A 15294-nucleotide genomic window follows, 5' to 3' on the forward strand; every position below is an offset into this window, starting at 1 on the left:
TGCTCCTAGTACGAGAGGACCAGAGTGGACGAACCGCTGGTGTTCGGGTTGTCATGCCAATGGCATTGCCCGGTAGCTACGTTCGGATTGGATAACCGCTGAAAGCATCTAAGCGGGAAGCCAACCTCAAGATTAGATTTCCCTTAAGAGCCGTTCAAGACTAGGACGTTGATAGGCAGGGTGTGGAAGCGCAGCGATGCGTGTAGCTAACCTGTACTAATTGCTCGTTTGGCTTGACCATACAACACCCAAGTGGTTTTGTATTAAGCTATAATTATTTCGATATCATCCTGATAATCACAAATTATAAGTGACTTGATTCAGGTTCTGATATACATAGTCAAACAAAGTTAAGCTAACCCTTAACACAACTCATATCTATACCCCCTTTGCTGACGACAATAGCACGATGGAACCACCTGATCCCTTCTCGAACTCAGAAGTGAAACATCGTAGCGCCGATGGTAGTGTGGTTCGCCCATGTGAGAGTAGGTCATCGTCAGCTCCCTATACTTTAAAAGCCCCCATTCATTAATTTGAGTGGGGGCTTTTTCCTTTGTCTGGATTTTAATTTTTGATTTAACTGTCGCACTGAATTGCTGAGGTTTTTGGTTTTATCTTTTTAAGATAACAACCTATATCCATTAATATTAAATTTATTGTAAAAAATTTATTATTCTCAAGCCATATGACGTATGCAGTAAGGGTCAAACTTCTGAGTTTGACCTATAAAATGATTTGACTTAACTCATTATAGTTGTTAGTTTTAATAAATAGTCATTAACTTATATTAAAAAACAAAGTTTGATTTTAAAATAATAGTCTGGGTTTTTACTCAGTCATGAAGATTGACAGGGTCTATTACCTCGAAGTCACAACCATTGTTTAAAAAGTACGAGCTAAGATTATACAGGCCTATTAAGGATCAATAGGTTCCCATGTTTATCAAAGGAATTGATAATGAAACTCCGTACCTCTGTTTATGCTACAGCTCTACTTTCTTTTAGCCTCTTAGGCTGCTCTAATTCTTCTACTGATGATAAAACTGAAGATTCAGCGTCTACTGCAGTCAGCGCTGACGAAGTTACTATCTTACGCTTTTCCCATTTTTGGCCCGCTACGTCCTCATTTAATGAAGAGATACTAAAGCCTTGGGTGGAGACCATCGAACAAGAGTCGAAGGGTCGATTAAAAATTGAGCTATATCCTTCAGCTACTCTCAGTAAACCTCAAGTAACTTATGAAGCTGCTGTTAAAGGTACTGTGGATATAGGCTCTCAAGCCCACGGTTATACTAGTGGCCGCTTTCCATTAACTCAAATTGCAGAATTGCCGGGCCTATCAAGTTCAGCTACCCAAATGAGTTGTATTTTACAAACCTTATATGAGAATGGCACTATCGCTAGTGAGTATGAGGATTCTCATTTGCTCTTCATGTATGGGGCAGGTCCTGGGGTACTGCATACCTCAAATAAACTTATTACTACCCCTGATGATATGAAAGGCATGCGTATTCGCCGGCCCTCAGCAGTGGCTGGTGATATTCTGGAGAGCATGGGTGCTTCACCTGTAGGGCTTCCAGCCAACGATATTTATACTTCATTACAACGTGGTGTGGTAGATGGCTTAAGCTTCCCTTGGGAGGCAGTCAAAACCTTCAAAATAGATGAAGTTACTAAGTACCATACAAACATACCATTTTATAGTTCGGGTCTTATGGTTTCAATGAACAAAGAGACCTACAATGGATTACCAGCTGATTTACAAAAAGTCATTGATGATAACTCTGGTATGGCTCTAGCAATGAAAGTTGGGGAGGTTTTTGATAAGCACGATAAGATAGTATTGCAAGAAGCAAGAGATAAAGGCGATCAATTTGTTGAGATACCTGATCCACTAAACGATCCTGCTTGGAAGGGCCCCCTTGAAAAAGGAACGCAAAAATATTTAAAGGATGTTGAAGACTTAGGGCTAGATTCAGCGGGTGTTTATGAAAAAGCAAAAGCGGCAAGTGCTGCCTGTGAAGCCTGATTTAATAGGAGTTTACTATGCAAGCATTGACCAGCATTAGTCGTTTTCTTGCAAGGATTTGTGAATTTATCGGTGGTGTAAGTTTAGTCATAATAGTGTTAGTGACCATCGCAGATGTTATTACTAGGTATTTATTCAAGCTTACAATGGGTGATTTTGGCTTTACCATCAAAGGTACTGTTGAAATCGTATCTTACATGATGTTCTTTGCGTTATTAGCCGCTTTCGCCGCCTATGTTGAGCGCTCACAAGTTATTGTAGATGTATTTACTCAAAAGATGCCTCAGCATATCAAAGGCTATATGATGGGCATATTTATGGTAGGATTTTTTGCACTGGGGGTGATATTTGTTTGGGGTCTATATGACAGTGCTTTAGATGCCAAAGAGTTTGGTAAGACCACACAAGACCTTAGAATTTCAATGACACCTATCTTCGCTTTTGGTTCGTTTCTTAGCGCCTTATTAGCGATACGCGCACTGATTGAATCTATCAATATTTTTAGAACAGGCGAGTTCTTTGATGCTGAGGAGACAGGCGCATGAGTCCAGAAATTATTGGTGCGGTTGGCTTAATTGTCATGATTATGCTGGTATGCCTTCGAGTACCTGTGGCTTTGGCTATGTTAGGAGCAGGACTTATCGGATTTGGTGCGGTGACAAGCCCAGGTGGTTCTTTACAAATGTTGAAGGATATTCCAACTGATGTGTTGGCTAAGTATGATTTCAGTGCGATACCTCTATTCATTCTTATGGGGGTATTTGCCGCTCATTCTGGAATGGCCGGAAAATTATTTGACGCGACTAGGACTATATTTGGCGGTGTGCGCGGTAGCTTAGGTATAGCTGGGATAGGGTCTTCAGGTATTTTTGCTTCTATTTCAGGCTCCTCATTAGCTACAGCTTCAACGATGACTCGGGTCGCGTTGCCAGAAATGGAAAAGCATGGTTATAACCCAGGTTTTGCTTGTGGTGTTTTGGCGGCGGGTGGTACCTTGGGGATTATGATTCCACCTAGTATTGCACTACTTGTCTATGCCATTTTAACAGAGCAGTCAGTGGGTGATATGTTTATCGCTGGTTTTTTGCCTGGGCTATTAGGCATGGTGATGTACTCTATTACTGTGATGATTATGGTTCGATGGAAGCCTCATTTAGCACAGCCTGGCGAAAAAACTTCTTGGAAAGAGAAGTTGTTTTCTTTAACAGGCCTTATTCCTTTTAGCTTTATCTTCATTATTATTATTACTGGAATATTTTTTGGCTTATTTACCCCTACTGAAGGGGCGGCTGTAGGAGCTTTTGCCTCTTGGTTGTATGCAGTATTTAAGGGCATGCGTCTTAAAGGGTTAAAACAATCCTTAACTGAAACCCTAGCACTGTCAGCGGTGGTGTTTTTTATGTTACTGGGAGCAGAGGCATTAGGGCTTTTTATTAATGTATCAAGGATAGCCAGCTCATTGGCTGAATGGATTGGAGCGTTACAGGTTAGTCCGCTTGTTGTATTAATTGGTATTTTGATCATGTACTTCCTGCTTGGGTTATTTATGGATGCCTTAGCCATGCTAGTGATTACTATACCTGTAGTTTTTCCAATTATTTTGGCATTAGGTTATGATCCTGTCTGGTTTGGTATTATTGCGGTATTGACGGTTGAGCTGGGTCTTATTACACCGCCCATGGGCATGAATATCTTTGTAATTAAAGCTATGGCACCGCATATTAAGCTGAGTGATATGTTTAAAGGAGTCACTCCCTTTATTGTTTCAGATGTGATTCGCTTGGTTGTACTTGTGGCTTTTCCCTCGATTTCATTGGTTTTATTAAGCTAAACCAAGCGAAACTGTTACTTTTTTAAACCGATCATTTTTTGATCAATTATCCTAAATTGGCCATGCTATTTGCTTTAATAGTGTGGTTTTTTTTATGAAGATAAGCGTGAACTGATAGGACACTGCTTAACAAGTCTAAAAATAGTTATACAACAATAGGGGAAACATATTTAAACTTATTATTTTGACTTAATCGATATAATTGTTGACTAACTAAGCGATGAGGCTAAATTTTAAGCTTTTTACTTTATTTCGATTTCTCTATCATTTTAATTTCTCTATTTGGTCTATATTCAATGTCCATTGACTTATCTAATACCCTTATCGTTGCGATCTCCGCAACCGCACTTTTTGATTTAAATGAATCCGAACTGTATCGTGAACAGCTGATTGAACAAGATCCGTTTACAGCTACCCAAAGATTTCGGGAGTATATGCAGCAGCATGAAAACGACCCGTTAGAAATAGGGGCGGGCTTCCCATTGATTCAGGCCATATTAAATTTAAATAACTATGTTGAGAACGGCTGTGAAAGTAATGCCCCTTTAGTGGAAGTTGTTATTATCTCGAAAAGCTGTCCTGAAACGGGAATTCGAGTATTAAATGCTATTCGAAAACGAGGTTTATGTATTACCCGTTCAGCGTTTATTTCTGGCGGTGAGGTGGCTGACTATATCGCTGACTTTAAGGTGGATCTTTTTTTGACTACCAATAGAGAAGATGCACAAAGTGTGGCAGACGCCAAGATCTGTGCCTGTGCTATATTGGATGCGACACCGGTTAATACCTTTAAGTTAGATACAGAGCAATTACGCATTGCCTTTGATGGTGATGCGGTGTTATTTGATGACTCTGGCGAACTACTATATAAGCAAAAGGGTCTTAAGGCGTTCCATGATAGAGAAGCAGAAATGACTGACTTGCCTATTGAGAAAGGACCTTATGCAGACTTATTAATCAAGCTATCATTGTTACAAGATAGGTTGCCTCATACAGAAGACATTCAACCCATTCAGATTGCGTTGGTCACTGCACGCAATGCACCGGCTGATTTACGGGCTATTAAGACCTTGCGTGAGTGGGGCGTTTCGGTAGATATGGCATTTTTTTTGGGTGGTCTTGAAAAAACGTCAGTGTTAAAAACCTTTGCACCGCATATCTTTTTCGATGACTCTGTTCAGCATATTGAGGCTGCCAGAAACTATGTGCCCACTGCCTTAGTGCCTTATCACTCCACCTCCAAACTTTATAACCATACTTGGATTCCTAGAACCAAGCGATCTGGTTAAATGCTATTTGGAACTATTTATTGTAGAGTGTAGCAACCTAAGCATAATCAGTCGAGTCGCTATTCACGCCCAAATTATACGGTGCTTACGGGCTTAATTATCACAAAAATAGGGCGTTTAAACCCCCTACCATATGGCGATATATATGAATTGGCAAAAAATATCTAACCTTATTAAACATCGTCTTGGTCAAGTGATTGGCCTTTATGGCTTCGTTTTGATTCCCATATGGGTGATGTATGTTTTAAACAGTACGATATTATTTAATTTTTGGAATATGTTAGGAATTATTCCGCGTAGTCTGAGTTTAAATAGTTTAATTGGGGTCACCTCATCTTGGACGATGCATGGTAATTTTGCTCATTTAATGGGAAATACGCTTGTTTTAGTGCAAATATTATTTTTGTTTGGACTGTTTGAGCGTAATGCTTATCGAACGATAGTAAAACTAATTATTGGTTCTGGATTAATGACCTGGGGGTTAGGGTCGCCGTTCTCTATCCATATTGGAGCATCAGGACTAATATTTGCAATGCTGGGATATATGATCGGTGGGGCTATTTTTGCTAGGCGTTGGGGTTATCTATTGGCTTGTATATTGATGGGGGCGAGCTATTGGTTCGTCTTAAAAGAAGGACTTATGCCCCAAACAGGCATCTCATTTGCGGCGCATTTTGGCGGATTGTGTATTGGTTTGTTAATTGGGGCTAATTCAAAGCATTATTATGGCAATAATTACTAAGCAGGTATTAATGTAGTCAGGGTTCAGTATGTTGGGCACCAACCTTGAAAATTTGTTACACTAGCGATTATATATGCCTTAGTTTACTTAGCCGAAAATTCGGCGGGTAATCATGGGCTTTTGTTAGTTTGTAGGGAGTAGATGCATGGCAGAACGTTCAGCCAAGCAGTTAGGGTTAAGTAAGGCGGATTTACCCAATTCGATTATTGAAGTGATTGCCACTTTGAGCAAGGCTGGTTTTGAGGCTTACATTGTCGGTGGTGGGGTCCGTGACACACTTTTAGGTCTCAATCCAAAAGACTTTGATGCCGTAACTGATGCAAGACCGCATGAAGTGAAAGACTTGTTTGGCAAGCGTTGCCGTATTATTGGGCGTCGTTTTCAATTGGCACATGTGTATTCAGGCCGTGACATGATTGAAGTGGCCACTTTCCGTGCGCCACCACCTACTGGTAATGAGCATACTACCAGTGATGGTATGATCGTTCGTGATAACGTTTGGGGCGACATTCATCAAGACTTTGCTCGCCGCGATTTTTCAATTAACGCTATGTATTACGAGCCTTTAAAAGGAGTGGTACATGACTTCTGTAATGCGTTAGATGACATCAAAAATAAAACCCTTAGATTATTGGGCCATGCACCTATACGCATCGAAGAAGACCCAGTCAGGCTACTACGTGCTTTACGCTTTAAAGCCAAACTCGGATTTGAGTTTGATAAAGAGTTATCAGAGCAGTTCCATGATGATAACTGGGCTTTGTTGGATCAAGTTTCTCCGCATAGATTATATGATGAGTCGCAGAAAATGTTCACCGGCGGCTATTTAGTTCCTTTATTGCCGCTATTGTTTGAATATGGCGCCATTCGTCATTTAATCATCTACCCGCCGGAACAGCCCAGCAGATTAGTGAATCAAGTTGCTATCAATACCGATAAGCGCATTGCTTTGGGTAAAAGTATCAACCCTGCTTTCTTTTATGCAGCGCTACTTTGGGACAATTACTTGCATCAATTGGCTAAGTTTAAAAAGAAAAACATGCCATTTCATGATGCACAGCTACAAGCCGCCAGCAAAGTTATCGATCGCCAGCGTATTAAGACTGCAATTCCACGTTTTGCCGAGCAGTTTATCCGTGATATCTGGGTAATGCAGCCCAAGCTTGCCAATCCTAGAGTGAAACAGATTGCACAGTTGGCAGAGCATCCTCGATTTAGAGCCGCTTTTGACTTCTTATTATTGCGTGAGCAATGTGGTGATGAGTTGAATCCACTGTCTGAGTCGACCAATGGCATGGGAGAGTGGTGGCAAACGTATCAGACGCTCTCAGAAAAACAAAAGCAGCAAGCTATTGATAGCTTCGCTGGAGACAGTCGCCGCGGTGCTAGTAAATCAAGTCGTAACCGCAATCGCAGTAGAAACCGCAGTACCGACAACGACCAAAGCAATTCAGCTACTAAGGCAAACAAGGAGGCTACTGCTTATAGCCCTAAGCCTCCCAAGCAAATAGAAGCCAGTAGTTCTACTCAAAATAAACATTATGCTGCTGAAAGAGCGCAACTTGAGAAGCTATCTTTGGGTAAGTTAGCAGGTGAGCACAGCTCTCAAAAAAGCCAACCAAGCCCGCTATTTACCATCAATGCCGATAAAATGGCAAAACAAGTGCCACAGCAGTCGGATATTGAAAAGCAACAACTTAAGCAAGCTGAAGCCACCCAAGTTGCTGCTGAGAATGCTCAGTCAGTAACGCAAAGTGAATCTTCAAGTACAGCTAAGCCGTCCCCAAAGAGTACTGCTAAGACCAGCACAGACAAGGTGGTTTCTTCACAGTTGGTGGTAAAAAAAGATGTGGTGTTATTACCAAAAGCGGAGCCTATACCTAGTCAGCGTCGCCGTCGTCAGCCGAGCCAAAAGCTTTCATACTCTGAGCGTATGCAAGCAGCCAAGAGTGAGCAGAATGCTACTGAAGATCAGAAGCAGTCACAGGCGATAACTGCCAAAACTGCCTCTCACAGTAAAGTAGACGACAGTCAAGCAGCTAAGGCTAAGCAGTTAGTAGCTTCTAAGCCTGAGCCAACAGTGACAGCGGCTAAGCAGGGCAGCTCAGCCACAACTAGTCCAGCTGCAGTAGTTATTGCTGATAAAGTTATTCCTAAAAGTGATCGAGTGCCTGCTACACGTCGTCGGCGTGAGCCAAGCTCTACGGTCAGTGTCAGTGAAAAAAATACTAGCAAAAAAAGCCAGTCATAATCTGTCATAGGATATCGGTTATCATGAATAAAGCCTTAACTAGCAAACGCTGTTATCTGGGGCTAGGTGGTAATATTACCAATGAGCTGGGCAGTCCTAGTCAGCACATTCATAATGCGATACAAAGCTTGCAGGCTCATCCTAAAGTAACTCAGGTGAAGGCTTCATCTCTTTATGCCTCTAAGCCTATGGGTCCCCAAGATCAGCCAGACTTTATTAATGCTGTTGTTGAAATTGAGACCACTTTAGAGCCTCATGACTTACTGAGCTTGTGTCAACAATTAGAGCAGCAAGCACAGCGGGTTCGTCTGCGTCATTGGGGTGAAAGAAGCTTGGATGTGGATGTGTTGCTTTATGGTGACGAGCAAATAAATAGCCCTACCTTAATAGTGCCTCATCCTGGTATCACCCAGCGTAATTTTGTTCTGATACCATTGGCTGAGCTAAATCCTACTGTGAAAATTAATGAGATTGCTATTACTGACTTGGAACTAAGTCAGGATTGGTCGGGACTCACTCGTTTGTCTTAGGCCAAAATATTTAGTTGGTTCTTTATTGTTTATCTGCTTACTTCTTCTAGGTGGCCCTATATGATTACTTTGTCGACTTTAAATAAATACAAAAAAGACGGTCGTAAATTTAGCTGTCTTACTTGCTATGATGCGATGTTTGCAAAAATGATGCAGAATGCTGAGGTCGATACTATCTTAATCGGCGATAGTTTGGGTATGGTGGTTCAGGGTCATGACTCAACGTTACCGGTGACCGTTGAAGATATGGTATATCACACCGAGAACGTGGCGCGTAGCAACAAGCATGCGCTGATTCTAGCGGACTTACCTTTTATGAGCTATGTCACACTTGAGGATACTATTGCTAATGCTAGAAAAATTATGCAAGCAGGGGCGCAAGTTATTAAGTTAGAAGGCGGGGCAGAGCTGGTAGATAAGGTAGCAGCATTAACGGCGGCTGGGGCTCCTATTTGTGTTCATCTGGGCTTAACTCCACAATCTGTCAACGTGTTTGGCGGTTATAAAGTACAGGGTAAAACAGAGGATAGTGCTGCCAAACTAATGGCGGATGTGAAGGCGGTTGTCGAAGCGGGTGCAGCAATTATTTTGTTAGAGTGTGTGCCGGCGGCTTTGGCAAAACAAGTGACGGAAGCTGTGAATGTACCAGTAATTGGTATTGGCGCTGGTGCTGATACCGATGGTCAAGTTTTGGTGATGCACGACATGCTCGGAGTTACTCATGGGAGAGTGGCACGTTTTGTCCATGACTTCTTAACCGATGAGCGTAATCAGCAAAGTGATTATGCCGGCAGTGTAGAGGGCGCTTTTGCTTTATTTCATAAGTCGGTTAAAGAGGGCAGCTACCCTCAACCACAGCATCAATTTAATTAATTACCCCTAGCTAAGACGGTCTTGGCGGCTTAGCTTGAATATTAATATTCTAATAAAAGTTTTTAGTTGGCAATAGATTGGACCATTAGGATACCTGCATGACCACCACTTATAACTCCATTAAATCGTTACGTGAAGCGCTTAAACCGCTACGAGCAAATAAAACAATAGCCTTAGTGCCTACCATGGGTAATCTGCACCAAGGCCACATCTCTTTAGTGAAATTGGCTAAACAGCATGCAGATATCGTGGTGGTCAGTATATTCGTTAACCCTACCCAGTTTGGTGCGGGGGAAGATTTAGACAGTTATCCTAGAACTTTAGAGGCAGATACTGACAAGTTAAAGGCAGCAGAAGCGGATTATATCTTTGCTCCTACGGTGGATGAGATGTACCCAGTTATGCCCCCTCCGACTCAGGTATTAGCAGGTAATATTAGTAAAATACTGTGTGGTAAATCACGTCCTACCCACTTTGATGGCGTAGGCATTGTGGTGACTAAGCTATTTAATATCATCCAGCCTGATGTGGCCGTATTTGGTAAAAAAGACTATCAGCAACTGGCCATTATTAAGCAGTTGGTACGAGATTTAAGCTTTGATATACAGCTAGTTGGTGGCCCTATAGTCCGTGCCGAAGATGGATTGGCATTGTCTTCACGCAATCAGTATTTAACACAACAAGAGCGAGCTAAGGCTCCTGAGCTGCATAAAGCGGTTCAAGACTTGGCGCTAAAATTACAAGATGGTAAGGCTACCTGTGAGACTGACCTTAAAAGGCTGATTGAGCAAAGTATAGCCGAAATTAATGCTAAAGGTTTTAAGGTTGATTATCTTGAAGTAAAAAACCAAGACTTAACGCCAATTACTGAATTTGCTGGCAAGCAGTCTTGGTTAATAGCGGTAGCTGCCTGGTTAGGTAAAGCACGGTTATTGGATAACCAAGAGGTTGATATTTAGCAGTTGCTTTAAGTGTGGTATGCAGTATTGAGATAAAAGTGCGAAGCGTGTTGGCTTTAGTTATTTGAGCAATATTTATAGCATCTTACAATACAATACAAGGATAGGGAGTTTACCATATGTCTGCCAAGCAGCCAGAAGCTGAAACATTACAACAGCCGAATTCTAAGGTATTAGCGGTAGAGGTTTTGATTGTTTCCGGACGTTCCGGCTCTGGTAAAACCTCAGTACTTAATATTCTAGAGGATTTAGGCTATTACGTTATCGATAACATGCCTTTATCGTTATTATCCGCAGCCGCTGAAAAGTTAATAGAAGATGGGGATATTAAAAAACTAGCATTGGGCGTAGACATACGAACGTTACAAGCAGACTCCTCTAGTTTTAAGAATATTTATGAGCAGCTCCTGACAGCTTATGGTGCTAATAGCGTTAAAATCCTTTATGTTACTGCCCAAGAGTCGGTATTGGTAGCACGTTATGCTGCCACACGTCGAGTGCATCCTCTAATGGCGATGTCGAGTTGTGATGTCAAAAACTTGCCCAGCGCCATAAAGAAGGAAACCGAAGCGCTACAGTTGATTGCTAGCAAGGCTGACATCACCATTGATACCAGTACCCTTAATATTCATCAGCTAAAAGAGTTGGTGCGTGAGTCGATAGGGGTGGACAATAAAATTACGGTCAACCTGCTGTCCTTTGGGTTTAAGTTTGGGGTGCCCATCGATGCGGACTTTATCTTTGATGTGCGTATCTTACCAAACCCCCATTGGAATCCTGAATTACGGGTTAAGACCGGTCAGGATGCTGAGGTGGCTGAGTTTTTTGCAGAGTTTCCAGAAGTGGATGAAATGCAGCAGGATATTTACCAGTTTTTAAATCGCTGGCTGCCTGAGTTTTTGCACAACAATAGACACACGGTTACGGTAGCAATTGGCTGTACAGGGGGCAAGCACCGTTCAGTATTTATTACTGAGAAGCTACATGCTAGATTGTCACAAAGCTTGCCAAGCGAGCTAAAAGCAATGATTAAACACCGTGAAAAATTGCACTGGGGACACTAAAGGCAGGTATGCTAGGACTGCGCAGCCCAAAGTTTTACCAGAATACTGATATTATTTTTATTATTAATTTGAGATTTTTATGATTGATTGGTCCGAACATGACATGCGAGTTTCTCGCACTGAACTAAAAAAAGCCCATGAGCGCTTACAGAAGCTGTCTGTGCCTCTGGCTGCCTTATCCAAAAAGCAGATGAAGAAACTGCCAGCAACGGAATACTTCTTGGCTGAACTGATGGCTTTGTCCGACATTACCAGTGCGGCAGCCCGTAATCGCCAAATTAAGCGAGTGGGGAAGCTGATCAGTGAAGAAGATCGTCATGCTTTAGTAGACGCCTTATTTCAGATCCGCTTTAGTAAAGAGCAAGCCGTTAAAATTGAAGGGTGGTATACGCGCTTAAATATTAACGATGAAGGCACCTTAAAGCAGTTCTGCAAGCAGTTCAAAGCGGCAGAGCGTAATAGCTTATTTCAGCTACTACTATGGATTGAATATGCCAAGCACATGGATGATGATGAGCTGCTGAAAGAATCAGAAACAGACTTACTGAGCTACATCAAAGAGGTGGCTATCTTGAGTCAGTTAGATTAATGGTTAGATATCTATTACCTCGATCACATCATAAGCAGGCGTCTCATAAGGGTGTGCCTGCTTTAATGCTTCTATAACCTCAGAGATCTTCTCTTTAGCAACCACCATCTCTACCCGCCATTCGGTTACTTGCTCAACCCTATCTTGTTTACCAATATGAGGCTGACTGCCAGCTCTAGGCATGAATTGACCCGTACCTTTAACCTGCCAGCAGCAGTGAGAGTAGTTACCAATATGGCCTGCCCCTGCGGCAAATAAAGCTTGTTTTACCGGCTCTAAGTTAGGTTCTGGAATAAATACAGTAAGCTTGTACATAATCTTATTGCCTTTTTTTAATAGTCTTATTGTCTTTTTAATACAAAAAGCCGACTATAATTTAATCATAGTCGGCTGTGTTAAAGCAACGTAAGGCGGTAAAGCTTGCTTAGTTTAAGGGCACACCAATACGCTGAGCCACTTCTTCATAAGATTCGATCACGTCACCTAGGCTCTGACGGAAGCGGTCTTTGTCTAGTTTTTTCTTGGTTTCTTTGTCCCAAATACGGCAGCCATCTGGTGAAAATTCATCACCTAATACAATACGGTCTTGGAATACGCCGAATTCAAGTTTGAAGTCGACTAGCATTAAGCCGCCTTCATCGAATAACTGTTTTAATACATCGTTTACTTTAAAAGTAAGCTCTTTCATTTTAGCCAGCTGCTCAGGAGTTGCCCAGCCTAATGCTACTGATAACGATTCGTTGACCATAGGATCACCTAGAGCGTCATCTTTATAGAATAACTCATAAGTAGGTGGGTTCAGAGGCTGACCTTCTTGTAAGCCAAGACGGCGTACTAAGCTACCCGCTGCAAAGTTACGTACCACACACTCTACAGGAATCATCTCTAAGCGTTTTACCAACACTTCATCGTCAGAAAGCTGCTTTTCAAAGTGAGTTTCAATACCGGCTTCATCAAGTTTTTGCATAATGAATGCATTGAAGCGGTTATTCACTTGTCCTTTACGACCTAGCTGCTCGATACGTTCTCCATTAAAAGCAGAAGTATCATCACGGAAGTGAAGGATTAAGTAATCGGGGTTGTCTGTTTCATAAACAGATTTGGCTTTGCCTTTGTAAAGCAGGTCTTTTTTTTGAAGCTGCATGATTTAAGTCCTATGCATATAGTTTACTGAGCGGTTATGTCAGTATCCCTAAAAGGGGGTTTAAAAAGTAGAGTGGCGGTAGTAAGTAAACAACTAAATAATCAAGCTGACAATTAATTGCTAGTTTGATTGGCTGCGGGCACTTGACGATGAGGAGGTGGTAACTCATAACGCTTACCAGACTCGTTCTCAATATCAAGGGTATTAACTCCTACAGCCGGAGTAGGGTAAAGCGGAACAAAAGGGGCGGTCTCTTGATCTGCGGGCAATTGAATAGGGTCAAGTTTTTCAGCTTTTTGATAAGCCAAACTACCATCGTCAATTTTACTAAAAGCCCCTTTAGTCGCTTGGCATCCTGATAAAAAAGCAACGCTGCTGGCCGCAATAATCGCAACCTTCATTGCTGTGCGCAAGGTCGCAGCTACAGAGGGCTGTGAGTGATTTGAAAGTTCAATGTGAGACATGGGTCATCCTTTGTCAGCTGTATAAGCAAAGAGATAAATTTCTCACTACCATACAGCTTGTATTCAAAAGTACTGATAGTCAAAAGTACCGAAGTTAATCATACTGGGAGCTAATTGACGCTATTAGTCAATTAAACCTGCGGCACGTAAGCCTGCATCTACCTGCTCATGGTACTGCTCACTTAACCAGACCATTGGTAGGCGAATACCTTTTTCAATTTTGCCCATTCTATGTAAAGCATACTTCACTGGAATAGGGCTAGATTCAATAAACATCAACTTGTGTAGTGGCGCAATGGTGTCGTGAACTTTGGTAGCAGTTTCAAAGTCACCTTTTAAAGCGGCATTGAATACTTGGCTCATGGCCTTGGGCACGATATTTGCCGTTACCGAGATGTTGCCTTTAGCACCATGCTTCATAAGCTCCAGCGCTGTACCATCATCACCTGATAGCACTACTATACGATCGCCTAAAGCTTCAATTAGCAATTTTCCACGTTCTACAGAACCAGTAGCGTCCTTGATGGCGACAATGTTTTCAATATCAGCTAGGCGTTCAACCGTCTCTTGTGCGATATCTACCACAGTACGGCCTGGCACATTATAAAGCATTTGTGGCATATCTACAGCTTCGGCAATCGCTTTATAGTGCTGAAATAAGCCTTCTTGAGTGGGCTTATTGTAATAAGGCGCTACTAACAAGGCACAGTCAGCACCCGCATCCTTGGCTTCTGAGGTTAAATGAATGGCTTCTTGGGTATTGTTGGCACCGGTTCCGGCGATAACAGGAATACGGCCATCAACGTGTTTTACAAAAAAGCGAATCACATCACTGTGCTCTTGCATCGACAAGGTAGCAGATTCACCAGTGGTACCGACCGCTATTAGAGAGTCTGTACCTTGTTCAATATGCCAGTCAATTAGCTCAGCTAGACGAGGATAATCTACCTCCCCATTAGTCAGCATAGGAGTGACTAAGGCAACCATTGAGCCTTGTAATTTGGTTTTAAATTCAGAATAGGGGTTACTCATAATATTGCCTTGTTATTTTTAACTAAAGTTACTTCAATATATTAGCGTGTTTATTTGTCATATCAATCTTTTTGAGCGGATTTGATAGTAGCTAGGACTATCATAACAAGTGCTTTTTACTACGCAACTAACATTTCATTTAAAATTTACGGCTGCGTAATAAAATCACGGCAAGTAGGGGAAGTTAGTGGTATTCAATCTTGAAGCTGGGTAATGGTAAGCCCGCTTCCCCTATGCAATTGCCTTAGCTTTTATGCAGCATTAAGGTTGAAAACAGGTTTAAAAATTGCAATTAGTGTAGCACATTCGCCCTTAAGCAATCATTAAGCTATTTTACGTCTAAATGGCGCTATGCGATACCACACATTTGATAAAAATATGAATAAAAAGTGAAATTTTACGAACCCTCAGTTTTTACCGTATTTATTGCTACAAACTAAGGCACTCTTACAAACTGTAGTTTCGGATAATAAAGCAGTATGCTTTAATGAATTG

Annotated in this window: 15 protein-coding genes and 2 rRNA genes; 13 read left to right on the forward strand and 4 right to left on the reverse strand. The window is 41.8% G+C overall.

What is annotated here, in order from left to right; all coding sequences use genetic code 11:
* The 13 genes from G561_RS0105150 to yjgA all read left to right on the forward strand — a co-directional run.
* Window positions 1-241 (forward strand): 23S ribosomal RNA (locus G561_RS0105150); the annotation flags it as partial.
* Window positions 242-391: 150 nt separating this feature from the next.
* A 5S ribosomal RNA gene (rrf, locus tag G561_RS0105155) occupies window positions 392-505 on the forward strand.
* Between the two features lie 455 nt (window positions 506-960).
* The gene (locus G561_RS0105160) at window positions 961-2031 is read left to right on the forward strand and encodes a TRAP transporter substrate-binding protein (protein WP_028858596.1); all 1071 of its coding nucleotides are present in this window, start codon (window positions 961-963) and stop codon (window positions 2029-2031) included.
* 17 nt (window positions 2032-2048) lie between these two features.
* Window positions 2049-2576, forward strand: coding sequence for a TRAP transporter small permease (locus tag G561_RS0105165; protein ID WP_028858597.1), 528 nt, complete (start codon window positions 2049-2051; stop codon window positions 2574-2576).
* Window positions 2573-3862 (forward strand): TRAP transporter large permease, encoded by a 1290-nt coding sequence (locus tag G561_RS0105170; RefSeq protein ID WP_028858598.1) that lies wholly within the window; start codon window positions 2573-2575, stop codon window positions 3860-3862. The genes G561_RS0105165 and G561_RS0105170 overlap by 4 nt, the downstream gene beginning before the upstream one ends.
* A 296-nt stretch (window positions 3863-4158) precedes the next feature.
* Window positions 4159-5151 (forward strand): 5'-nucleotidase, encoded by a 993-nt coding sequence (locus tag G561_RS0105175; RefSeq protein WP_028858599.1) that lies wholly within the window; start codon window positions 4159-4161, stop codon window positions 5149-5151.
* 145 nt (window positions 5152-5296) lie between these two features.
* On the forward strand, window positions 5297-5893 hold the full coding sequence (locus tag G561_RS0105180; protein ID WP_028858600.1) for a rhomboid family intramembrane serine protease: 597 nt from the start codon (window positions 5297-5299) through the stop codon (window positions 5891-5893).
* Between the two features lie 145 nt (window positions 5894-6038).
* Window positions 6039-8144 (forward strand): polynucleotide adenylyltransferase PcnB, encoded by a 2106-nt coding sequence (gene pcnB, locus G561_RS14010; protein ID WP_037031741.1) that lies wholly within the window; start codon window positions 6039-6041, stop codon window positions 8142-8144.
* 23 nt (window positions 8145-8167) lie between these two features.
* Window positions 8168-8674 (forward strand): 2-amino-4-hydroxy-6-hydroxymethyldihydropteridine diphosphokinase, encoded by a 507-nt coding sequence (folK, locus tag G561_RS0105190; protein WP_037031744.1) that lies wholly within the window; start codon window positions 8168-8170, stop codon window positions 8672-8674.
* 60 nt (window positions 8675-8734) lie between these two features.
* The gene (gene panB / locus G561_RS0105195) at window positions 8735-9547 is read left to right on the forward strand and encodes a 3-methyl-2-oxobutanoate hydroxymethyltransferase (RefSeq protein ID WP_028858602.1); all 813 of its coding nucleotides are present in this window, start codon (window positions 8735-8737) and stop codon (window positions 9545-9547) included.
* A 98-nt stretch (window positions 9548-9645) separates the two neighbouring features.
* Window positions 9646-10506: a pantoate--beta-alanine ligase gene (gene panC, locus G561_RS0105200; RefSeq protein WP_028858603.1), complete on the forward strand. Its 861-nt coding sequence runs from the start codon at window positions 9646-9648 to the stop codon at window positions 10504-10506.
* 119 nt (window positions 10507-10625) lie between these two features.
* Complete coding sequence (rapZ, locus tag G561_RS0105205) at window positions 10626-11570, forward strand: RNase adapter RapZ (protein WP_028858604.1); 945 nt, start codon at window positions 10626-10628, stop codon at window positions 11568-11570.
* A 79-nt stretch (window positions 11571-11649) separates the two neighbouring features.
* Window positions 11650-12159, forward strand: coding sequence for a ribosome biogenesis factor YjgA (gene yjgA / locus G561_RS0105210; protein ID WP_028858605.1), 510 nt, complete (start codon window positions 11650-11652; stop codon window positions 12157-12159).
* A gap of 3 nt (window positions 12160-12162) precedes the next feature.
* On the opposite strand, the gene cutA is transcribed toward yjgA, so the two are convergent.
* The 4 genes from cutA to dapA form a co-directional block, all read right to left on the reverse strand.
* Window positions 12163-12474, reverse strand: a complete 312-nt coding sequence (gene cutA / locus G561_RS0105215; protein ID WP_028858606.1) for a divalent cation tolerance protein CutA — start codon at window positions 12472-12474, stop codon at window positions 12163-12165.
* Window positions 12475-12583: 109 nt separating this feature from the next.
* Window positions 12584-13303 carry a phosphoribosylaminoimidazolesuccinocarboxamide synthase gene (purC, locus tag G561_RS0105220; protein WP_028858607.1) on the reverse strand — a complete coding sequence of 240 codons (720 nt, stop codon included), beginning with the start codon at window positions 13301-13303 and terminating at the stop codon, window positions 12584-12586.
* Window positions 13304-13416: 113 nt separating this feature from the next.
* Window positions 13417-13767 carry a hypothetical protein gene (locus tag G561_RS14015; RefSeq protein WP_037031748.1) on the reverse strand — a complete coding sequence of 117 codons (351 nt, stop codon included), beginning with the start codon at window positions 13765-13767 and terminating at the stop codon, window positions 13417-13419.
* Between the two features lie 123 nt (window positions 13768-13890).
* A complete protein-coding gene (gene dapA, locus G561_RS0105230) occupies window positions 13891-14799 on the reverse strand; it encodes a 4-hydroxy-tetrahydrodipicolinate synthase (protein ID WP_028858609.1) in 909 nt (302 codons plus the stop codon).
* Between the last annotated feature and the right edge of the window lie 495 nt (window positions 14800-15294).

The sequence above is a fragment of the Psychrobacter phenylpyruvicus DSM 7000 = NBRC 102152 genome (assembly GCF_000685805.1).
GTDB lineage: Bacteria > Pseudomonadota > Gammaproteobacteria > Pseudomonadales > Moraxellaceae > Psychrobacter > Psychrobacter phenylpyruvicus.